A 22176-nucleotide genomic window follows, 5' to 3' on the forward strand; every position below is an offset into this window, starting at 1 on the left:
CGGCGGCTCCGCGGGGTCGCGCAGCCGGGCGTCGGCCCGGCTTCTCGACACGGCCGGGCGGGCCGCTCACCCCACCAGCGCCGCCAGTGCGGCGGTCAGCTCGGCCCGGGTCCCGGCGGCGTACCCGACGACCAGGCCGGACGTGCGGGGGTCGTCCCGGTGGTAGTCGGCCAGCCCGCGCACGGCGACGCCGCGTCCGGCCGCCGCCGCGATGGCGGCCCGCTCCCCCTCGGGCGGGCGCAGCACGAGGTGCGCCCCGGCCGGGTCCCCCTGCGCGGCCCAGCCCGCCGACCGGGCGGTGTCCAGGACCAGGGCCCGGCGCTCGCGGAGCTCGCGGCGCAGCCGTCGCAGGTGCCGGGACAGGTCGCCGTGTGCGGCGAGCGCGGTGAGGACCAGCTGCCCGGCGGGCGACGGCCGGGTGCCGGTCCGGGCGCGCAGGTCCCGCCACGCGTCGACGACGGCGGGCGGCGCGACCGCCCAGCCGACCCCGAGCGTCGGGCTGAGGATCTTGCTCGCGGTGCCCAGGTGCACGACGTGGCCGGGCGCGAGCGCGGCGAGCAGGGGCAGCGGGGCGACGTCGTAGCGCAGCTCGCCGTCGTAGTCGTCCTCGATGACCAGGAAGTCCTCGGCGCGGGCACGCCCGACCAGGGCGACCCGGCGGGCGGCGGACAGGCGCACCGCGGTCGGGAACTGGTGCGCGGGGGTGGTGTAGACCGCCGCGCAGCCGGCCGGGACGGCGTCGACGACCAGGCCGTCGTCGTCCACGGGCACGCCGACGACCCGCAGCCCCGCCGCCCGCAGCGCGGTGACCGCCCGCGGGTAGCCCGGCTCCTCGACGGCGACGGTCGCCCCCGCCGGCAGCAGCCGGGCCAGCTCGGCGACGGCGGCGGAGGTCCCGGCGGTGGTCAGCACGGTGTCCGCGGGCGGGGTGAGGCCACGGTGGCGCAGCAGGTGGCCGGTGACGGCGTCGTGGAACGCGGGCAGCCCGTCGGCGCGGGGTCGGTCGTCCGGGGGCGGATCGGCCGCGGCCCGCCAGGCGCGGCGCCACATGGCGGGGTCCAGCGCCGCGACACACGGCCGCCCCGGGTCCAGCACCGACGGCTCGGCCTGCGGCGGGGGCCCGGCGGGCGCGGCCGGGCCCGCGGGGGCGGGCCCGGGGACCGCGGTCACGAACGTCCCCGCTCCGACCCGGCCGGTGACCCAGCCCTCGGCGAGCAGCTGGTCGTAGGCCGCGGCGGTGACCGTCCGGCTCACCCGCAGCGTCGTCGCGAGCCCGCGGGTCGACGGCAGCCGGTCGCCGGGCCGCAGCGCCCCGCCGGCGGCCGCGGCGCGCAGGCCGTCGGCGAGCTGGACCGCCAGCGGTGTCGCCCCGTCGCGGTCGAGGACGATCGGGAGATCCTGCACAGTGGCCTTCCGGTCGCGAGTGGAAGTGGCCGTTCCAGGATGCCACTGTCGACGGCCATCCTCGGGGGGTGACGCTCTCCCCCACCACCCGCAGCACCCTGGGCCGCAAGCGCGACCGGGCCGCCGTCGACCGGTCCGAGCTGCACGCGGTCCTCGACGACGGCCTCGTCGCCCACCTGGGCTTCGTCCGCGACGGCGCGCCCGTCGTCCTCCCGACCGCCTACGGCCGCGACGGAGACACGCTCTACCTGCACGGCTCGTCCGGGGCCCGCTACCTGACCGGGGACACGCTCCCCTGCTGCGTGACCGTGACCCACCTCGACGGCATCGTGCACGCCCGCGCGCTGATGCACTTCTCGATGAACTACCGCAGCGCGGTCGTCCACGGCGACGCCCGCCGTGTCACCGGCGACGACGAGCGTCTGCACGCGCTGCGGGTGATCGTGGAGCACCTCACCCCGGGCGCGTGGGACCACGCCCGCCGCCCGGACCGCCGGGAGCTGGCCGCCACCGCGGTGTTCACGCTCGACCTGGCCGAGGCCAGCGTGAAGAGCCGCTCCGGGCCGCCGTCCGACGACGGGGCCGACGTCGCCGCCGGTCTCGCCTGGGCCGGCGTCGTCCCGCTGCGGACCGTCGCCGGACCTCCGGAAACCGCTCCTGACCTGCACGGACACCGGGCGGTTCCGGACCACGTGCGCGACGGTCGTCACACCGGAGGGTGACGTAGCCTCGGGGGCTCCGACGCAGCCCTCACCCCCCGAGGAGGACTCGTGACCCCCGTCGTGCTGCCCGACGTACCCCTGCAGAACGTGACGCTGATGCCGGACTGCGTGCAGGACGCCGGCTCGTGGTGCGCCACGCTGTACCGCTGGACCAGCAACGACTTCCTGGCCCAGCACGCGGACACACTCGTCAGCAGGACCGTCGCGATCACCGTGATCGTCGTGGTCGCGGTCCTGTTCCGGTGGCTGGCGCACCGGGCGATCGCGCGGATGGTCGACGGCGCCACCAACGGCCGGTTCACCGCGCTGGTGGGCCGGGCCCGCCGGCTGCGTCCGGGTGGCGGCGGTGCCGTCGCGCCGGCGGCGGCGGACCCGGGTACGCAGCGACGGGCGCAGCGGGCACGCACGATCGGCTCGGTGCTGCGCTCGATCGTCTCGGCGGTGGTGCTGCTCGTCGCGGTGATGATGGTGATGAACGAGCTCGGTTACCCGCTGGGCCCGTTGCTGGCCGGTGCCGGGGTGATCGGGCTCGCGATCGGTTTCGGTGCGCAGAACCTGGTGCGCGACTTCCTGTCCGGCATGTTCATGCTCCTCGAGGACCAGTACGGCGTCGGCGACGTCGTCGACGTCGGGGAGGCCGTCGGCACCGTCGAGGCGGTCGGCCTGCGGATCACCACGATCCGCGACATCAAGGGCACCGTCTGGTACGTCCGCAACGGCGAGATCCTGCGCGTGGGCAACATGAGCCAGGGCTACGCGGTCGCGGTGGTCGACCTGCCGATCGCGCACCACGCCGACGTCGAGGAGGCCACCGAGCTGGCCGGGAGCACCGCCACCGAGCGCGCCTCCCAGGACGACATCGCCGGTGACGTGCTGGAGGCCCCCGAGGTGCTCGGCGTCGACAAGATCGGCCCGGAGGGCGTCACGCTGCGGATCACCGTGCGGGTCAGCCCCGGCCGGCAGTGGGCGGTGCAGCGCGCGCTCAACGGCGCGATCACCGACGCCTTCGACGACCACGGCATCCCCCGGCCGATGGTCTTCCCCGGCGCGGCCTTCGACGGCCAGGCGCAGAAGCAGAACTGACGACTCCTGGGAGACTGGTCGGCGTGAGTGCACCGCAGAACTTCTACGCCGAGGTGGGTGGCGCCCCGGTCTTCCACCGGATCGTCCACCGGTTCTACGAGGAGGTCGCCCGGGACGAGGTGTTGCGGCCGCTGTACCCGGAGGAGGACCTCGGCCCGGCCGAGGACCGCCTGCGGCTGTTCCTGGAGCAGTACTGGGGCGGCCCGCGCACCTACTCCGACCAGCGCGGCCACCCCCGGCTGCGGATGCGGCACGTCCCCTTCAAGATCGGCCCGATCGAGCGCGACGCCTGGCTGCGCTGCATGCGGATCGCCGTCGACGAGGAGAACCTCTCCCCGGAGCACCGCGAGCAGCTGTGGAACTACCTGCAGTACGCCGCGGTGAGCATGCAGAACTCGGAGTTCTGACCCGAGTAGGGGCGTTACCACACAGTGTGATCGTTAGCCCGTCCGTCCGGCGGCCATTCGAGTGGCATTCGGGCGCTTTCCGGGTTGATCCGGCGCTGAACGTGACCGACCGCGTCCGGTCTCGTTGGACGGGACGCCGCCCCGGCACGTCGGGCGGCTCGTAGTCACCCGTCTTGGGGGTTCATCGTGAGCGTCTCTCCCTCGCCGTCCGGTCCGCATCGGCACGAGCCGGTCAACGGGTCGTCGCGGCACGCGCACCGCGGTGGCGACTCAGGGGCCCACCCCGACCGTCACGACGGCGAGGACGGCTCCTGGTTCACCGTCGTGCTGCGCGGCTACGACCGCGGCGAGGTCGACACCCGGCTGGCCGAGCTCGACCACCGCATCCACGACGAGATCCGCCGCGCGGACGCCGCCGAGCAGTCGCTGTCCGCTGCCCGCGCGCAGGTCCGTCGGCTGCAGGAGCAGCTGGAGAACGACTCCGCCGCCCGGGCCGGTGCGGAGCGCCGCGCCGAGGAGGCCGGCTTCGGCCGCCGCGTCGAGCGCGTCCTGCAGGCCGCCGAGCAGGAGGCGGCCGAGCTGCGCGAGCGCGCGGCAGGCGAGGCCGCGGAGATCGTGGAGCGTGCCCGCCGCGAGGCCGAGGACCGTCGCTCCCGCACCGAGGAGGCGCTGCTCGGCCGCGCCGCCACCCTGGACCGCGAGTTCACCTCCCGCAGCAGCACCCTCGACGACCGCGAGCACGACGCCGACCGCCGCGAGCGCGACCTCGCCGAGCGGGAGCGCACCGTGTCCGACCGGCTGTCCGGTGTCCGCACCGAGGCCGAGCGCATCCTCGCCGACGCCCGCGCCGACGCCGAGCAGACGCTGTCCACCGCGCGCGCCGAGGCCGCCGCGCTGCTGCGCGACGCCGAGCAGGGCGCCGGGGAGCGACGGTCGGCGGTCGTGCGCGACGTCGAGCGGCTCGCCGCGCTGCGCGACGACGTCCGGGACGAGCTGACCCGGGTGCAGCGCACCCTCGCCGAGGAGCTGGACCGTGAGCCGGTCTCGGCCGCCCTCGACGACGCCCTGTTCGGCCCCGCGCCCGTCTCCCTGCCGCCCGTCTCCCTGCCGCCCGTCTCCCTGCCGCCCGTCTCCCTGCCGCCCGGCTCCCTGCCGCCCTCGACCTCGTCGTCCTCGGGCCTCTCCTCGGCCTCACCGGCGCCGTCGTCGGACGAGGGCTCGACCGCCTCGGTGTCGGAGCTCGCCAGCAGGCCGTCCGCCGACGCCGCCGGCTCCCGCTCCGAGGACGGCGGTCCCGCCGACGCCGACGCCGAGGACGCGCCCGTCACCGGTTCCCTGCTCCTCGGTCCCGGACACCGCCCGGCCGAGGAGGACCCCGACAGCACCACCGTCGGCCGCATCCCGCCGGTCTCGCTCACCTCGATCGGGGTCCTCCCGTTCGGTGACCTCGGAACGGGCCGTGACCAGCCCCGGACCAGGACGGACGTCGCAGGTGGGACGACCAGGACGGGCCGGGGGGCAACCCGGGGTCCGGGCCCGGGGCGACGCTCGCGATAATCGAATCGTTATGTGCACCCGACCGCCGCAGAACGCATGACGTCGGCGCCCGGTCACCCGGGCCCCGACGACCGCTCCCCCCGGCGTGCCGACGGCCCGCCGGACCCCGAACCGAACCCCGACGGGCTCGGCGAGGCGATCCGGACCGGCCGCGTGCCGGTGGTCCCCGGCTCCCTGGTCGACCTGGTCATGCGGTCCGGCTCGGGCGAGGAACCGGAGCCGGAGGCCACGTCCGAGGACGACTGCGCCCGGCGCGAGCCGACCCCGACCGGGTTCACCGAGCTGGTGTCCCGCGAACGGGGTCCCGCGCCCGCCGCACGTCCCACCCCGGGGCCGCGGCCCGCCGCCGCCGAACCGCCGTCGGACGCGGGTGACTACGCCGATCTCGGCGACCTCGGCGACGACCCGCTGGGCGTCGGGCCGCTGCCCGACGAGCCCGGCGACGACGGTCTCGACCCCCTGCACACCCCGGCGGACCGCTTCGCGCCGCCGCCGTCGTTCGCGCCGGGCACCCCGGGCGGGACGACACCGCCCGCGACCGGCGGTGTCCCGACGGTTGCCCGGCCGGGCCCGGCGGACACCCACCCGGCGTCACCGCGGCCGGACTCGGCGGACGGCGGCCCGTCGTCGCCCCGGCCCGGCCCGGCGGACGCCGTTCCGGCGGCTCCCCGGCCCGGCTCGTCGGACGTCTCCCCGTCGGCTGCCGTGTCGGACGCAGCGGGCGCCGTCCCGTCGGCACCCCGGCCGGACTCCGTGCAGACGGGGCGTCCCGGCCCCGGGGCCGGTGCGAGCCGGCCCGACCTCGCCGCCACCCCGGCGGAGGGCGGCCGTCGCACCGATGCGGGCCCCGGGCCGGACGGTGTCCCGGTGACCGCACCCGCACCGACGGTCGTCCCGCCGATCGCGCCCACCCCGCGCCCGCTCGGCGACGGCGCCCGCCCCACCGCCGGCTCCACCCCGTCGCCCTCGGCCGGGGACACCACGGAGTCCGGCGGCACCGGCTCCGACGACGCGGGCCGGGACACCGCGGGACAGCACACCGCCAAGCGGTGGCCGCCGCGCCCGGCGCGCAGCGGCGTCGACGGCCCGGAGACCGACATCCTGCCGCCCGGCGCGCTGATCGGGCACTACCCGAGCGCGGACCCCTCCGACGACCGGGCCGAGCAGCCGCCCGCGCGGCCCTCGACCCCGCCGTCCGGGAACCGTCCGACGATGCCCGGTCGCAGGCCTCCCACACCCGCGGGTCCGGAGCAGCGTCCGGTGCCCCGTCCGGCGATGGGTGGGGCACCGTCCGGTCCGGCGATGGCCGGGCTGTCGGGCAACGACCTGTTCGCCACCGCCGGCGGTGACTCGGGCAGCGGCTTCGGCCGGCTCCCGGGCCGCGCCGACGACCCGTGGAGATCCCGCGGCGGCACCGCGGCCTCCGCACCCGAGACCGAGGGCCCCTCCCCCGACGACGTCCACCGTGACGACACCGCGCGGGACGACACCGCGCGTGAGGACTCCGTCCGTGGGACTTCCGCCCGGGACGGCTCCGTCCGGGACGGCGACGCTCCCCGGGGCACCGTCCCGGGCCCGGGCGGCGGTCCGGGTTCCTCCATCGGCGGGCCGTCCGCGTGGGACCGGGACGCTCCGGCGTGGAAAGCCGGCCACCCGCCCACGGGCGACGCCGCACCGTCCCGCGGCGGTGTGTTCCCGACGCCGGGGTCGCACGGCGACACGTCGTCGCGCTCCGGGTCGGCCGCGACCCCGGGCCGCGCAGCCGGTGCGTTCTCCGGACCGGCGCGGACCGGGGCGTTCCCCGCCCCCGGCGCGGGTTCGGACGAGCGGCCCGGCAGCCCGGGGGCCGGTGGCCGCCCGGACGGGCCCGGTACCGGCGCCCACCCGTCGAACGGCGCCCCCGGCGCCCGTTCCTGGGCCCCCGCCCCGGACCGGCCCGGCCCCGGAGGACCGGACGGACGGCCCGCACCGCGACCGGACGCGCCGTCCGGGAACGAGACCACCGTGGTCCTGCGGCCCGTCGGTACCGACGGCGAGCCGCCCACGCTGCAGGGCCTCACCCCGGTCACCGGACACCCGGACGGCCCGGCGACGGACGACACGGCCGGCCCGTCGGACCCGGACCGGTCGGACGCCTCGACGACCAGCCGCAACGCCGCCGCCGCGGCCTCGGTCGGGGCCGTCTCGGTGGCCGCCGCCCGTGCCGCGTCCGGCCGGGACGGCACGGTCAGCGACACCGGACCGGGCACCGCGGTCCAGCCCGCGGCCTCGGCGGCGACCGGTGAGAAGCCGCCGGTCACCCCGCGCCGCGAGGCGATCATGTCGGCGAAGCCGCGCAACGGCCGTCGCAGCCCGTCCGCGGCCGGGCTCGCGATCGCGCTGGCGATCGTGCTGCTCGGCGCGCTGACGCTGTGGGCGATGCTGTCGCCCGGCCAGTCCGACCCGGGCGCGAACGCGACCCGGCCCGCCGTCTCCGCCGGTCCGGGCACGGGGCCGCGTCCGGACGCGGTCGCGGCCGGGGCGAGCCTGGCGCAGCCGACGGTGCGGGCGACCGTGCCCCTCGGCGGCGCGCCGGTCGCCGTCGCGGCCATCCCGGACGGCTCGACGGCCCTCGTCGCGGTCCGCGACGCGAACCGGCTCGCGGTCGTCGACACCGCCACCGACGCCGTCACCGGGGAGATCGAACTCCCTGCCGCCCCGCAGGGGGTGGTGACCTCACCGGACGGCACCCGCGCCTACGTCAGCACCGCCGGTCGGGGCGGCGGGCAGATCGCCGTCGTCGACGTGCCGGGGCGGACCGTCGTCACCACCGCGGCCGTCGGCGGCGACCCGGCCGCGGCCGCGGTGTCCCCCGACGGCCGGTTCCTCTACGTGCCGTCCCGCGCGGACGGCACCGTGCAGGAGCTCGACCCGAACGCGGGCACCGTCACCCGGACCGTGCCGGTGTCCCGCGACCCCTACGCGAGCGCCACGAACGAGGCGGGCGACCGCGTCTACCTCGCCACCCGCGGCGCCGACCAGCTCACCGTCCTCGACCCGGACAGCCTCACCGTGCTCGGCAGCTTCCCGGTGCGCGGCGGCGCGGAGTCCCTGGCCGTCAGCCCCGCGTCGGTCCCGCGGACCGTGGTCGCGGTCGGCGGTCCGGAGTCCGGCACCGTGACCGTCCTGGACCCCGCCGACGGCCGGGAGATCGCGACCGTGCAGGTCGACGGCGGCGCCACCGGGATGGCCTTCGCCCCCGACGGACGCCACCTCTACGTCGCGACCCGGCAGGGTCTCGTCACCGTCGACGCCGGAACCTGGCAGGTCACCGGGACCACCGACGTCGCCCCGAACCCGACCGCCGTCGCGGTCGCCCCCGACGGCCGCACCGGCTGGGTCACCGGCGACGGCGCGGTCAGCGTCCTGAACCTGACCTGAGCCGTCCCCGCTGCGGGTTCGACCCCTCAGCGCGCGACCGACAGCGGTAGCGACACCACGCGCCGCTTCACCACCGCCCCGTACCGGGCATCGAGCCGCATCCACGACCCCGACGCGGACACCCGTACCCGCGGCCCGTCGGTCTCCTGCGGCGCCGAGCCGAGGAACCCCATCCCGGACATCGCGAACAGCACCCGCATCGGCACGGTCACCGGGCGGCCCGCGTCCGGCGGGGACACCGTCAGCACCGTCTGGTCCAGCAGCGACGCCGGCGGCCCCATCGGGCCCGCGTGCTCCCGGGCCAGTGCCAGCCCCCGGTCGGCGAGCTCGTCGAGCTCCGCGGCGGGGACGTCGTCGACCCGGGACCAGCCGTCGTCGGGCGGGAGCTCGTCGAGCCACGGCGCGGGCGGGCCGGGGTCGACCGCCGCGGAACGGTCGACGGCCAGCGCCGTCAGCAGCGTCGAGGCGTGCGCGGTGACCGGCAGCGCCGGGTCGAGCTCCCCGGCCACCGACCGGGTCACGAGCACGTCGAACGGGGTGCGCGCCCACGCGGTGACCCGGCCGACACCCGCGGTGAGCCGGATCGCGGCGGTCTGGTCGAGCCGGGCGACGCGCGCGGTGAACGCGCCGAGGTCGTCGCGCTCGGTCGCGTCCGCCAGTCGCAGGGTCACGACACGTCTCCCAGGTGGCGCTTGAGGAAGTCCCGCTCGTCGGCGGTGAGCCGGCGGACCCGGTCCGCCTCGAGGTCGTAGAGGGCCATCCGGGTCCAGGCGGTGACCGCGACCGGATCGTCCGCGCCCGGCCCGTCGTGCAGCGCGTAGTCGAGGACGAACGACGCGGCCCGCAGCTCCCGCACGGTGATCGCGCACCGCAGCGGCTCGGGCCGCCACGGCAGCTGCCGCTCGTACTCCACGTGCAGCCCGGCGACGAGCAGCCCGGAGGAGAACCCGGCGAGCCCCTCCCGCCCGGCGGCGGTGAAGGCCAGCGCGACGCGGGCCTCCTCGATGAGCGTGACGATCCGGGCGTGGTTGACGTGCCGGTAGGCGTCCTGGTCGGTCCAGCGCAGCGGGACCTCGGCGACGAAGGCGGTCACGGCGGGCTCCTACCGGGCCAGTCCGCGCAGCTGACGCGAGATCACCGACAGCGTCGCGAGGTCCAGCGACGCCGACGCCCCGATCTCCTCCAGCGCGCTGCGGGCGCGCGCCAGCTTCGAGGAGTTCGCCTGCTCCCAGGCGGCGATCGCATCGTCGACACCCGTGCCGGGCGGGGTCTCGCGCAGCGCGTCGAGGGTGATCGAGCGCAGCGACCCGTAGAGGTCGTCACGCAGCGCGAGCCGCGCCAGCGCGTGCCAGCGGTCCCCGCGGTCGAGCCGGGACACCGCGGTCAGCGCCTGGTCGACGCCGAGGTGCTCGGACAGCGCGTAGTACAGGCGGGCCACCTCGGCGCCGGGACGCGGCTCGGCCTCGCGGTCGGACAACTCCACCAGCTCGACGACGTCGAGCAGCCCGTAGGCGTAGAGCGACAGCGCGGCCGACTCCACCATCTCCTCGGGCACACTGCAGGCGCGCAGCTCCGCGGCACGTTCCTGCACCGCGTCGAGCTCACGGCCCTGCAGCAGCTCGGGCAGCCGGGCCCGCAGCGCCGCGATGGGGCCGGCGAACCGGTTGACCTCCGCGCCGACGGCGAGCGGCTGCGGCCGGTTGGTCAGGAACCAGCGCGACACCCGGTCGAGCAGCCGCCGCGACTCCAGCACCACCGCGTCGGCGATCGGGACTCCGACCTCGGCCCGGCGGACGGCCTCCCAGAGTGCGGGCAGCCCGAACACGCGGGTGGTGACGGTGTAGGCGCGCAGCACGTCGTCGGGGCCCGCGGAGATCTCCTCCCCGAGCCGGAACGCGTAGCTGATCCCGGCGCCGTCGACCATGTCGTTGACCAGCGACGTCCCGATGATCTCGCGACGCAGCGGGTGGTTGCGCACGGCGTGGTCGAAGCGCTCCCGCAGCGGGTGCGGGAAGTAGCCGGGCAGGGTCGGCGCGAACGCCGGCAGGTCGGGCAGGTCGGTCTGCAGCAGCCGGTGGGTCAGGTCGAGCTTGGTGTGGGCGAGCAGCGTCGCCAGCTCGGGGCCGGTGAGGCCGAGACCGTCGGCGGCCAGGCGGGCGAACCCCGCCTCGTCGGGCAGGACCTCCAGGGTGCGGTCGAGCCCGGTGCGCCCGGCGAGGTCGGTGACCATCCGGGCGTGCACGCCGACCATGCCCGGGGCGTGGGCGCGCGCGACGCCGAGCACCTCGTTCTGCGCGACGTTGTCGGCGAGCACGAGGGCGGACACCTCGTCGGTCATCGACGCGAGCAGCGCGTTGCGGGCGTCACGGTCCAGGGAACCGTCCGCGACCGGGCGGTCCAGCAGGATCTTGATGTTGACCTCGTGGTCGGAGCAGTCGACGCCCGCGGAGTTGTCGATGGCGTCGGTGTTGACCCGGCCGCCGGCGCCGTCCGGGCCGCCGTGGCGGGCGAACTCGATCCGCCCGCGCTGGGTGAGCCCGAGGTTGCCGCCCTCGCCGACGACGCGCACCCGCAGGGCGCGGCCGTCGACCCGGATGGCGTCGTTGGCCTTGTCCCCCACCTCGCCGTCGGTCTCGCCGGACGCCTTGACGTAGGTGCCGATCCCGCCGTTCCACAGCAGGTCGGCGGGGGCGAGCAGGATCGCGTGGATCAGCTCGGGCGGGGACATCGCGGTGACCGTGTCGGCCAGCCCGAGCGCGGCGCGGATCTCCGGCCCGACCGGCACCTTCTTCGCCGTCCGCGGCCACACCCCGCCACCGGCGCTGATCAGGGAGGTGTCGTAGTCGGCCCAGGAGCTGCGGGGCAGCTCGAAGAGCCTGCGGCGCTCGGCGTAGGAGGTCGCGGCGTCCGGGGTCGGGTCGACGAACACGTGCCGGTGGTCGAACGCGGCGACGAGCCGGATGTGCTCCGACAGCAGCATCCCGTTGCCGAACACGTCGCCGGACATGTCGCCGACGCCGACGACGGTGAACTCCTCGCGCTGGGTGTCGACGCCCAGCTCGCGGAAGTGCCGCTTGACCGACTCCCACGCACCGCGGGCGGTGATGCCCATGGCCTTGTGGTCGTAGCCGACCGAGCCGCCGGAGGCGAACGCGTCGCCCAGCCAGAAGCCGTAGGACTCGGCGACGGAGTTGGCCAGGTCGGAGAAGGTGGCGGTGCCCTTGTCCGCGGCGACGACGAGGTAGGAGTCGTCGCCGTCGTGGCGCACCACGTCGGTGGGCGGCAGCGTCTCGGTGGCGCCGTCGGCGTGGGTCAGCAGGTTGTCGGTGATGTCGAGCAGCCCGGAGATGAAGGTCCGGTAGCAGTCGCGGACGTGCTCGGGCGCCGGTGCGGGCCTGCGCACGACGAACCCGCCCTTCGCCCCGACCGGGACGATGACGGCGTTCTTCACCGCCTGGGCCTTCACCAGGCCGAGCACCTCGGTGCGGTAGTCCTGCTGGCGGTCGGAGAAGCGCAGACCGCCGCGGGCGACCGGGCCGAACCGCAGGTGCACGCCCTCCACCGCGGGCGAGTACACGAAGATCTCGAACCGCGGGCGGGGAAGCGGTATGTCCGGCACGGCGGCCGGGTCCAGCTTGAAGGAGAAGAAGGGGCGGCCCCGGAACCAGTTGGTGCGCAGGGTCGCCTCGATGACGGCGAGCAGGCCCCGCAGGATGCGGTCGGCGTCGAGACCGGAGACCTGGTCGATCAGGGTGGTGACGTTCTCCAGGGCCCGCTGGTGGGCGGCCTCGCGCTCGGCGGCGTCGGCCGTGGCCGGGTCGAACCGGGCCCGGAACAGGGTGATCAGACCCTGCGCGACCTGCGGGTGCGCGACCAGGACGCCGGCCGTGTACTGCAGGGTGAACAGCCCGCCGAGCTGGCGGGTGTAGCGGCTGTAGGCCCGCAGGACGGCGGCCTCGCGCCAGTGCAGACCGGCCCGCAGGACGAGCGCGGAGAACCGGTCGGACTCGGCGTCGCCCCGCCAGGCCGCGGCGAACGCCTCCTCGAAGCGACGACCGGCGTCCTCGACGGTGACCGTCGGGACCGCGGGGGCACCGGCGGGCTGCGGGGGCCGGAGCCCGAAGTCGTAGAGCCAGCAGCGACGGCCGTCGGGGCGGCGGAACTCGTAGGGCCGCTCGTCGACGACCTCGACGTCGAGCTGCTGCAGCAGCGGCAGCACGCCGGTGAGGGTGACCGGGTCGTCGCCGACGTAGAGCGCGAACCGGATGTCGCCCTCGGTGCTGCGGTACAGCCGCAGGTCGAACGCGTCCTCGCCCTTCTCCCCCAGCGTCATCAGCCGCCGCAGGTCCTCGACGGCGCGCAGCGGGGCCACCGACGCCTTGTAGGACTCGGGGACCCCCGCCAGCATCGGGCGGGCGGCGGGCCCGGCGTCGCCGAGCGCGGACACGAGCAGGTCGTCCCAGGTCCGGGTCGCCTCCGCGACGTGGTCCTGCAGCTCGGCCAGGTCGACCGTGGCCGGCTCCGCGCCGGGGTCGGTGGTGATCGTCAGGTGCAGCAGCGCCAGCTCGACGTCGCCGACCTGGGCGGTGTAGCTGACGTCGGTGCCACCGAGCCGGGTGCGCAGGATGTCGGTGATCCTGAGCCGGGTCGCGGTCGTGTAGCGGTCGCGCGGCAGGTAGACCAGGCAGGACAGGAACCGGCGGTACGGGTCGGGGTGCACGAACAGCCGCACCGCGCGGCGGGCGCCCGCCTCCAGCACGCCGACGGCGGTGTCGTGCAGCCGCTCCTGCGACGAGGTGAACAGCTCCGCGCGGGGCAGCTGGGAGAACACCTCGAGCATCTGCTGCCCGGAGTAGGAGTCGGCCGGGAAGCCCGCGCGCCGGATCGCGCCACGGATGCGGCGGGCGACGACGGGGATGTCCAGGACCGACTCGTGCCGGGCCGGGACGGTCAGCATCCCGAGGAAGCGGTGCTCGCCGGTGACGGTCCCGTCGGCGTCGCGGGTGCGGACGCCCACGTAGTACGGGTGCACCGCGCGCAGCACCCGGCTGCGCTCGCTGGCCCGGGTGAACAGGAGCAGGCCCGCGGGGTCGGCGGCGCCGGTCTCCTCGGGGAGGAAGACGTTCGCGCCGGCGTCGCCGGGGCGCAGCACACCGAGACCGGTGTCGGTGTCGGGCCGCAGCCGTCCGTCCGGGTCGCCTCCGCCGTCGGTGCGCCGGGAGTAGTGGCGGTAGCCGACGAACACGAAGTGGTCGTCGACGAGCCAGCGCAGCAGGTCCGCGACCTCGGCCGGGTGCACGTCGTCCTCGTCGGTGTCGGCGGCCGTGGCGGCACCGGTGCCGGAGAGGTCGTCGGCGAGGGCGCGAGCGCGCAGGGTCATCGCGGCGGTGTCGTCGACGACCTGCCGGACCGCGGCGAGGGTGTGCTCCAGCTCGGCGTGCAGCGCGTCGGGGTCGAGCTCCCCGGAGGACACGACGTCGACGTGCATCCACGACTCGACCGAGGCCCCCGCGGCGGGGTCGGTCGGGTCGGCGGCGGTGTCGACGCCGGTCAGCGTGCCGTCGGCGGCCCGGTGCACGACCAGGATCGGGTGCACGACGCGCCGCGCGGTGCCGCCGGCCCGGCCGATCCCGGCGAGCGCCGACTCGACGATGTAGGGCATGTCGTCGGTGACGATGTCGACCGTCACCGCGTCTCCCCCGGCGGCGGTCACCCGGACGGCGGCCCGGCCAGGTTCGCGGTGCGCGCCGAGCGCGAGGTGCGTGTCGACGACGGTCGCCGGCCCGGGCAGTTCCGCGCCGCCGGTCGCGTCGGTCTCGGGGGTGTGCCGGGCGTAGAGACGGACGAGGTCCGCGGCGGCACCGCTCCCGGGGCGGGGATCACCGCCCGGCCGGCCGGTGCTCGTGGTGTTCCCGGTCTGCCCCGTCGTCCCGCTGCTCACGATCCACTCCGGCCCCGTGCGTGTGCTGACGGCCGTCACCCTATCCCGCGCTACCGACACCATCGGCGGACCGGGACGGCCGCGCCCGCGACGACCGGGCGAGCGGTTCCCGGCGGCCGGTCAGATCTCGCGGTACGCCGCGAGGGCGCCGGCGAGGAGATCGGCGAGGCCCATGTCCTCGGGGATGCCGGCGGGGTCGGACGGGGCAGGCGGGGCTGGGACGCCCGGTGTGCCGTCAGCCGGTGACGGCGTCGTCCCGGGCTGCCCGGTCGTCCCCGGCTGCCCGGTCGTCGCAGGTGACGTGCCGTTCTGCGTCGCGGGCGTCGCGGCCGGGGTCGGTGCGTCGTCGCGCGGGGGCCCGGTCGGCGGCTCGTCCCTCGTGGCCGGGCCGTCCTCCCGTGGCGCGTCGCCCGACGCCACCGGTCTGTCCGCGGAGGCCGCTCGGCCCGCGCGAGCTCGTCGGGTCGTGGGTGCGGGATCCTCGTCCGGAGTCCGCCCGCCCGTGTCCGGACGGTTCCTGCCGGGGCGCACGGCCGTCGTGACGGTGGGAACGGCGTCGGTCGCCGGTTCGTCGTCGGTCACGGCAGCGTCACCGGTCGCGGCAGCGTCACCGGTCGCCGGAGCGTCACCGGTCGCCGGAGCGTCACCGGTCGCCGGAGCGTCACCGGTCGCCGGAGCGTCACCGGTCGCCGGAGCGAAGGCGGCCGCCGCGCCCCGCACCACGGTCGGTCCGGTCGCGGTACGCAGCGTCCAGGTCGCCGCACCCACGCCACCCCCGTCGGGCTCGCCGGACGCACGGTGGCCGCCGACCCGGGCGGACGTGGTCCCGCCCCCGTCGAACAGACCGGCGGTCCCGCCGTGTCCGTCGTCGGCCGGTGGGGCGGCGTCCCGCCCACGACGACGCGGCAGCGCGGACTCCCCCGCTCCGTCGTCGACCCCGGACCACCGCACCGGCAGCCCGGAACGTTCCCGGGCCGGGCCGTCGTACCGGGAGGCGGCGCCGTCCGGCCCGGGGAGGTCGAGGTGGGCCCGGACCGCCTCGGCGAGGCGCCGGTCCGGCTCCGGGGGCAGCGCGAACCGGGTGTCCAGCGGGTCCGGCACCGACGTGGGGTCCGCCGGGGCGGAACCGCCCCACACCTGCACCGGCTCGTGGCTCGCCGGTCCGGTGGGGTCGCTGCCCGCCGCGTCGCGGGCCTCGTCGCGGGCCTCGTCGCGGGGCGAGGGGCGCGGCTCGGCGAGGTGTCCGGGGCCATGATCCCGGACCCCGGAGTCGCGGGCGGCCGGGTGCCGGACGGTCCGGTCGCGAGCCGCCGGGCCCCGGACGGCTCCGTCGGAGCGCCGCCGCCCGCCGCTCCCGGGCCGGACGGTGAGACCGACGGCGCTCAACGACGCCGCCCCGTCGCCGGCGGCCCGTCGTCGCCCACCCCGGGCCGCGCGCTCGCCGGACAGGTCCAGCGGCGTCGCCAGCGCCGGCCCCGCGACCGGCTCCGGGGCGGCCGACGGCTCACCGGCACCCGGCCCCGCGTCCCCGGTCCGTGCGGCGCCGGAGTGCCCACCCGCTCGAGCCGAGGGGGCCTCGGGGAGGGGCGCCGGCGTGTCCGGCCCGGTCAGCTCGGTGACGATCTCGTCTCCCTCGACACCGTGCGGTCCGACGGCCTGCATCCGCAGGGACGTCCCCGCCGGCAGCCCGCCGCGGCGCACGCGGCCGCCGAGGTGCGTCGCGAGCGACCGTGCCCAGAGCACGACGGTGACGTGGTCGACGTCGGGCAGGGTGACCCGCACCGTGTCGTCGTCGCGACGTGTGGTCCCGGACGGCGGAACCAAGCGGCCGGCCCGGGTGACCACGTCGTGCAGGGCCCCCACCGCCGCCGTACCGGTGACGGTCTCGAGGTCGCCGTCGACGAGGTCGAGGACGATCGACCGCTCCGCCGGACCGGGTGGCCCTGTCGGGGCCGCGGGGGCGGTCGGTGCCACAGCCGGGCCGCCCTCCGGGACAGGGGCCGCGGCGCGCGTGCTGCCCCGACCGGACCTCGTGTCGGCCTCGGCGTGGGGCGGCTCGTCCGCAGCCCGCTCGGCGACGACGGCCGGCTCGTCCGCAGCCCGCTCGGCGACGACGGCCGGCTCGTCCGCAGGCCGCTCGGTGACGACGGCCGGCTCCGGAGCGGGAGCCCTGTTCCGGTGACCGTCGACGAGGCCCGGTCCGGCTGCCGGGTCCGCGCCGTGGCCGTCGCCGGACCGGTGGGCCCCGTCGTGCCGTGCTCCGTTCCGCGATGCGGCGTCGGCCGGCGCGTGGGACCCGTTGCGGTGCGTGGCGGCGGGCGGCTCGGGGGCGCGCCACTCGGCCAGGAGGGCGTCGGCGAGCGGCGAGCCGCCTGCCGCGTCGGGAGTCCACGACGGGCCGGTCCACGGGTGCCGGGGTGCCGTCGGTGCCGGCCCGCCCGCGAGGAGCCCGGCGACGCCCAGCGGGTCGGCGGGGTCGATGCCCGCGGGGCGTCGACCTGCGGTGCCCGTCGTGTCGTCCGACGCCCGATCGGCCGACACGGCAGACCCTGCGGCGCCCGTCGTGTCCGGCGTACCGGTGGTCCCTGGGGTGTCCGTCGTGCCCGGTGTACCGGTCGCCGACGACGCATCCGTCGCGAGGCCGGCCTCGCCGGCACGGTGACCGTTCCGGTTCGCGCCGGTCGACCGGCCCACGGTGCGGTCGTCCGGCGACGGGTCGGCGGGGGCGGCACCGTTCCTCGTGCCGGGGCCCAGGAGCAGGCTCTCCGACGGCGCCCAGCGCACCGGGAAACGTCCGGCCGCGGGGAGGTCGTTCGCCGGACGGCCGTTCGTGCCCCCGGCTCCCGTGGCGCCGTCGTTACCGGGCCCGGCCGGGTCGTCCCCGTTGGAGGGCGACTCCGCACTGCCGTAGCGGGACGCGGCGGGCCCTGGTTCGGGCGTACTGCGGCCGGCGCCGTCCGGGGTACCAGCACCGGGTCCGCCCGCCGGAGCACCGGCGACGGCGTCTCCGGTCGCGGCCGGGCGCTCGGCGGGTACGGCGGGCGCTCCGCCCGTGCGCGGGAACGGGCTGGGCCGCTCGGCGGTACTGGTGCGGACGGCCGCGAGCGGCAGCAACGCCGCCACCGCGGCGCGGAAGCGCGTCCCGCGGTCGCGGTCGAGCCGGTCGGCCTCCATCGCGGCCCGCATCGTCTCGAGTGCCTCGCGGTACCGGCCCGAGCCCTCGTGCAGCTCGGACTGGGCGGTTCGGCAGGCCGCGACCAGCGCGGGGACGCCCGCCTGTTCGGCGCCGTCGGCGGCCTCCACCAGGGCGCGGGCTGCGTGGTCCGCGCGTCCCGCCTGCACCCGGGCGAGCGTGAGCCTCAGCAGCACGCCCTGACGACCGGCATCCCCGGCGTCGCGCTGCACGGCGGCCGCGGCGACCGCGTCCGGCGGGACGTGCCCGGAGTCGAGCAGCGCAGTGATCCACTGGCTGAGCAGTGCCGCGGCGAGGTGGGTCGACAGCGGGCGGGACCCGGGCCGTTCCGGTGTCCATCCGAGCTGTGCCAGGCCGCGCAGCGCGCGGTCCACGGCGGCGTCGTGTTCGCGCCGGGCCCGGTGCACCGACCCGACGACGAGGTCCGCGTACGCCGCGGGCTCGCCACCGAAGCCGGACCCGCAGGCGTCGACGTCGCTGCGCAGCCGTTCGAGCTCGGCTGCGGAGGCACCGGCGAGCGCGCACCGGACCTCGACCGCGAGCCGGTCGAGGCGCAGCAGCCCCGGGTCCTCGCCCGGGGCGTCGTCCGGCAGTCCGGCGACGAGTGCCCGGGCCGCCTCGAGCTCACCATCTGCCTGGGCGACCCCGGCCAGCTCCACCCGCAGACGGTCGCCCTCGGGGCGGGTGAGGACCTCGGTGCCGGGCGCGCGGAGGGGCACGGGGACCGTGCTGTCACCCGGCGTGACCTGACCGGTCAACCCTGCGACGACGGCGGTGGCGACGTCGCGGGCGTCCCCACCCGCGGCGTGGCCGTCGAGCAGCCAGCCCGCGGCATGCAGCCAGCGCAGGTCGTCACCGTCTGCGACGGCTCGCGCGCACGCCTGCTCGGCCAGTTCCGCGGTGAGCAGGGGCCGCTGCCAGCGCAGGGCCGCCGCCGTGCGCAGTTCGGCCGTCGTCGCGCCGGCGGCCCGACCTCCCAGGTCGAACGTCACATCGCCTCCCGTGAGTGACACCACCGTCCGGACCTCCCGAGGGAGCCGGTCACCCGTCGCCGGGGCCGGCCCGACCGGATGGGGAGGTCCGGACCGGACGGTGATCAGTCGCGGGTGAGCTTACGGTGGGTGACCCGGTGCGGTCGCGCCGCCTCCGCGCCGAGCCGCTCCACCTTGTTCTTCTCGTAGGCCTCGAAGTTGCCCTCGAACCAGAACCACGCGGCCGGGTTCTCGTCCGTGCCCTCCCACGCCAGGATGTGCGTGCAGGTCCGGTCGAGGAACCAGCGGTCGTGGGAGATGACCACGGCGCAGCCGGGGAACTGCTCGAGCGCGTTCTCCAGCGAACCGAGGGTCTCGACGTCCAGGTCGTTCGTCGGTTCGTCGAGCAGGATCAGGTTGCCGCCCTGCTTGAGCGTCAGCGCCAGGTTGAGGCGGTTGCGCTCACCTCCGGACAGGACCCCGGCCGGCTTCTGCTGGTCCGGGCCCTTGAAGCCGAACGCCGCGACGTAGGCGCGCGACGGCATCTCGGTGTTGCCGACCTGGATGTAGTCGAGCCCGTCGGAGACCACCTCGAAGACGGTCTTCTTCGGGTCGATCCCGCCGCGGTTCTGGTCGACGTAGGACAGCTTGACCGTGTCGCCGATCTTGACCTCGCCGGAGTCCGGGTGCTCCAGACCGACGATCGTCTTGAACAGCGTCGTCTTGCCGACACCGTTCGGACCGATCACGCCGACGATGCCGTTGCGCGGCAGCGTGAAGGAGAGGTCCTTGATCAGCTGGCGGCCGTCGAAACCCTTGTCGAGGTGGGAGACCTCAACGACCTGGCTGCCCAGGCGGGGGCCCGGCGGGATCTGGATCTCCTCGAAGTCGAGCTTCTTGTGCCGCTCGGCCTCGGTCGCCATCTCCTCGTAGCGGTCGAGCCGCGAGCGGCTCTTCGCCTGGCGGGCCTTCGGGTTGGAACGGACCCAGGCCAGCTCCTCCTTCAGGCGCTTCTGGAGCTTCTGGTCCTTCTTGCCCTGGACGGCGAGGCGCTCGCCCTTCTTCTCCAGGTAGGTGGAGTAGTTGCCCTCGTAGGGGAAGGTGCGTCCCCGGTCGAGCTCGAGGATCCAGCCCGCGACGTTGTCCAGGAAGTACCGGTCGTGGGTGACCGCGAGGACGGCGCCCGGGTAGTTCGCGAGGAACTGCTCGAGCCACAGGACGCTCTCGGCGTCGAGGTGGTTGGTGGGCTCGTCGAGCAGGAGCAGGTCGGGCTGGGACAGCAGCAGCTTGCACAGCGCGACACGCCGGCGCTCACCACCGGAGAGGTGGGTGACCTCGGCGTCGCCGGGCGGGCAACGCAGTGCGTCCATCGCCTGCTCGAGCTGGGAGTCGATCTCCCACGCGTCGGCGTGGTCGAGCTCCTCCTGGAGCTGGCCCATCTCCTCCATCAGCTCGTCGTTGTAGTTGGTCGCCATCTCCTCGGCGATCGCGTTGTACCGGTCGAGCTTGACCTTCACGTCGCCGAGGCCCTCCTCGACGTTCCCGAGGACGGTCTTCTCCTCGTTGAGCGGGGGCTCCTGCTGGAGGATGCCGACCGTCGCCCCGGGCTTGAGGAAGGCGTCGCCGTTGTTCGCGTTCTCCAGCCCTGCCATGATCTTGAGGACGGTCGACTTCCCGGCGCCGTTGGGGCCCACGACGCCGATCTTCGCCCCCGGCAGGAAGCTGATCGACGCGTTCTCCAGGATGACCTTGTCGCCGTGCGCCTTACGCACGTTCCGCATCGTGTAAATCAGATCCGCCACGATGCGATGGTAGATCGGGCCCGCTCAGCCGCTCGAGGCCGGTGCGGTCGCCAGCCTCGCGAGCTCGTCGAGCTCCGCGCTCGCGGCCTCGTCCGGGGCGTCGTCGTACCCGTCGTGGTCCGGCGCTTCGGTGGGCGGGGCGCCCCACCGCGTGGCGGCCTCGTCGGTGTCCCGGGCCTGCGGCACCGACAGCCCCTGTGGCACGGACGGACGGGGCGCAACGGCCGCCGGGGAGAAGCGGATGTCGAGCCCGACGCTGGACGGCTCGATCCGGATGCTCTGCCGCACGTCGCCCTCCCGGCCCGTCCACTCCTCGACGTACATCCGGCCGATGACGATGACCCGGTGCCCCTTCTCGAACGTCCGCACCGCGTGCTCGGCAAGGGTCCGCCAGCACGTCACCGTGTAGTAGGTGCACGCGACGTCGTGCCACTGCTCGGTCGTCGGGTCCTTGCGACGGTGGTTGACCGCGACCGTCAGGTCCGTGACCGGGATGTTGTTCGCGGTGTAGCGCAGGAGGGGGGTGCGGGTCAGGTTGCCGACGATGGTGGCGGTGTTGTCGCTCATCGGATCCTCCGAAGCTCTCGGGTGCGTTGTCCCCATGAGCTTCACCCGCCCACGCCTCGTCGACGGGGTCACTTCGCTACCTGTGGACAACCGTGCCCGTGGGGGATGACCGGCCGTCCCGACCCGGATCGGCCACGACGACTGTCGGTCCGATGTGCATCCCCACCCCCGACACGATCCCGTCGTAGGCTGACGGCCGTGGACGCCACGGAAGTGGGCGACGGCCGCCTCGGCGGCGGCGGAGCCGTGCGACCGCCACGAGCCGGGCACCGCACCCGACGGACCGTGCTGCAGCGCCGAAGGGCCCCGCGACGCACTCGTCACTCTCCGGGCCACCCGTGCGCCGCCTCGCACAGCTTTCGCTGACCTCGCCCACTCCGCGAGGGAGCGCAGCCGGCACGGCCCTCGCTCGTCGCCACCGTGTCCGCTCTCGCAGGCGGCCGGCTCCGTCGGTGGAACGGGTCACCGAGACTGCGCTCGTACGACCGGGCCTCTGCCCACGTCGCGCCGGGGCACCCCACGTCGCACAGGTTCTTGCGACCTCGCACCCTCTGCAGGGTCTGCGAGGTCGCAGAAGAGCGTGCGAGGTACGGCGGCCCACCGACGGTGCCGGACCGGGCGCGACTCCACGAGGGAACACCCGCCCCGACCGCCGCGCCGGCGCGCCGAACGGACCCACCGTCCCGGCCCGGACCTACGAACCGCAGTAGACGAGAAAAAGGGGCCGGAAACAGGAGATGCCCCGGACTCGACAGTCCGGGACATCTCCCATGAAGTTGAATGTCGGCGGCGACCTACTCTCCCACACCCTGGCGAGTGCAGTACCATCGGCGCTGGAAGGCTTAGCTACCGGGTTCGGAATGGGACCGGGCGTTTCCCTACCGCAATGACCACCGACAACACTATCCAACTATCACCCCACCCCGAACCCGGGACAGAGGCCGAGCACACACCACCCCACACCCCCCGATGTCACCGGGGGACGTGGATGGTTGTGGACTCAGGGTCACACAGTGGATGCGAACAACTCGTTGTGGCAAGCCCTCGGCCTATTAGTACCGGTCAACTCCACCCCTCACAGGGCTTCCATCTCCGGCCTATCAACCCAG

Annotated in this window: 12 protein-coding genes and 1 rRNA gene; 5 read left to right on the forward strand and 8 right to left on the reverse strand. The window is 75.8% G+C overall.

All coding sequences use genetic code 11. From position 1 onward, the window contains the following. Window positions 1-66: 66 nt before the first annotated feature. Window positions 67-1404 (reverse strand): MocR-like pyridoxine biosynthesis transcription factor PdxR, encoded by a 1338-nt coding sequence (pdxR, locus tag WHI96_RS07765; protein WP_345653982.1) that lies wholly within the window; start codon window positions 1402-1404, stop codon window positions 67-69. 68 nt (window positions 1405-1472) lie between these two features. On the opposite strand from pdxR, the gene WHI96_RS07770 reads away from it, so the two are divergent. The 5 genes from WHI96_RS07770 to WHI96_RS07790 all read left to right on the forward strand — a co-directional run bounded on the left by WHI96_RS07770 (window position 1473) and on the right by WHI96_RS07790 (window position 8593). After that, window positions 1473-2126 carry a pyridoxamine 5'-phosphate oxidase family protein gene (locus tag WHI96_RS07770; RefSeq protein ID WP_345653979.1) on the forward strand — a complete coding sequence of 218 codons (654 nt, stop codon included), beginning with the start codon at window positions 1473-1475 and terminating at the stop codon, window positions 2124-2126. A gap of 48 nt (window positions 2127-2174) precedes the next feature. After that, window positions 2175-3209 (forward strand): mechanosensitive ion channel family protein, encoded by a 1035-nt coding sequence (locus tag WHI96_RS07775; protein ID WP_345653976.1) that lies wholly within the window; start codon window positions 2175-2177, stop codon window positions 3207-3209. A 23-nt stretch (window positions 3210-3232) separates the two neighbouring features. After that, window positions 3233-3616: a globin gene (locus tag WHI96_RS07780; RefSeq protein ID WP_062400907.1), complete on the forward strand. Its 384-nt coding sequence runs from the start codon at window positions 3233-3235 to the stop codon at window positions 3614-3616. A gap of 186 nt (window positions 3617-3802) precedes the next feature. Beyond that, complete coding sequence (locus tag WHI96_RS07785) at window positions 3803-5173, forward strand: coiled-coil domain-containing protein (RefSeq protein ID WP_345653971.1); 1371 nt, start codon at window positions 3803-3805, stop codon at window positions 5171-5173. Between the two features lie 12 nt (window positions 5174-5185). Further along, a complete protein-coding gene (locus WHI96_RS07790) occupies window positions 5186-8593 on the forward strand; it encodes a hypothetical protein (RefSeq protein WP_349302355.1) in 3408 nt (1135 codons plus the stop codon). 26 nt (window positions 8594-8619) lie between these two features. Here WHI96_RS07790 and WHI96_RS07795 read toward each other — a convergent pair whose 3' ends face one another. The 7 genes from WHI96_RS07795 to rrf all read right to left on the reverse strand — a co-directional run bounded on the left by WHI96_RS07795 (window position 8620) and on the right by rrf (window position 21965). Further along, on the reverse strand, window positions 8620-9264 hold the full coding sequence (locus WHI96_RS07795; protein WP_345653965.1) for a DUF8185 domain-containing protein: 645 nt from the start codon (window positions 9262-9264) through the stop codon (window positions 8620-8622). Further along, complete coding sequence (locus WHI96_RS07800; protein WP_345653962.1) at window positions 9261-9686, reverse strand: acyl-CoA thioesterase; 426 nt, start codon at window positions 9684-9686, stop codon at window positions 9261-9263. The genes WHI96_RS07795 and WHI96_RS07800 overlap by 4 nt, the downstream gene beginning before the upstream one ends. 9 nt (window positions 9687-9695) lie before the next feature. After that, a complete protein-coding gene (locus WHI96_RS07805) occupies window positions 9696-14597 on the reverse strand; it encodes an NAD-glutamate dehydrogenase (RefSeq protein ID WP_425571728.1) in 4902 nt (1633 codons plus the stop codon). Between the two features lie 57 nt (window positions 14598-14654). Continuing rightward, the gene (locus WHI96_RS07810) at window positions 14655-18719 is read right to left on the reverse strand and encodes a hypothetical protein (RefSeq protein ID WP_345653956.1); all 4065 of its coding nucleotides are present in this window, start codon (window positions 18717-18719) and stop codon (window positions 14655-14657) included. A gap of 104 nt (window positions 18720-18823) precedes the next feature. Next, window positions 18824-20500 carry an energy-dependent translational throttle protein EttA gene (gene ettA, locus WHI96_RS07815; protein ID WP_345653953.1) on the reverse strand — a complete coding sequence of 559 codons (1677 nt, stop codon included), beginning with the start codon at window positions 20498-20500 and terminating at the stop codon, window positions 18824-18826. A 24-nt stretch (window positions 20501-20524) separates the two neighbouring features. Further along, window positions 20525-21067 carry a single-stranded DNA-binding protein gene (locus WHI96_RS07820; protein WP_345653950.1) on the reverse strand — a complete coding sequence of 181 codons (543 nt, stop codon included), beginning with the start codon at window positions 21065-21067 and terminating at the stop codon, window positions 20525-20527. 781 nt (window positions 21068-21848) lie between these two features. Then, window positions 21849-21965, reverse strand: a 5S ribosomal RNA gene (gene rrf / locus WHI96_RS07825). Window positions 21966-22176: the final 211 nt, after the last annotated feature.

Source organism: Pseudonocardia tropica (genome assembly GCF_040105315.1).
GTDB classification, from domain to species: domain Bacteria; phylum Actinomycetota; class Actinomycetes; order Mycobacteriales; family Pseudonocardiaceae; genus Pseudonocardia; species Pseudonocardia alni.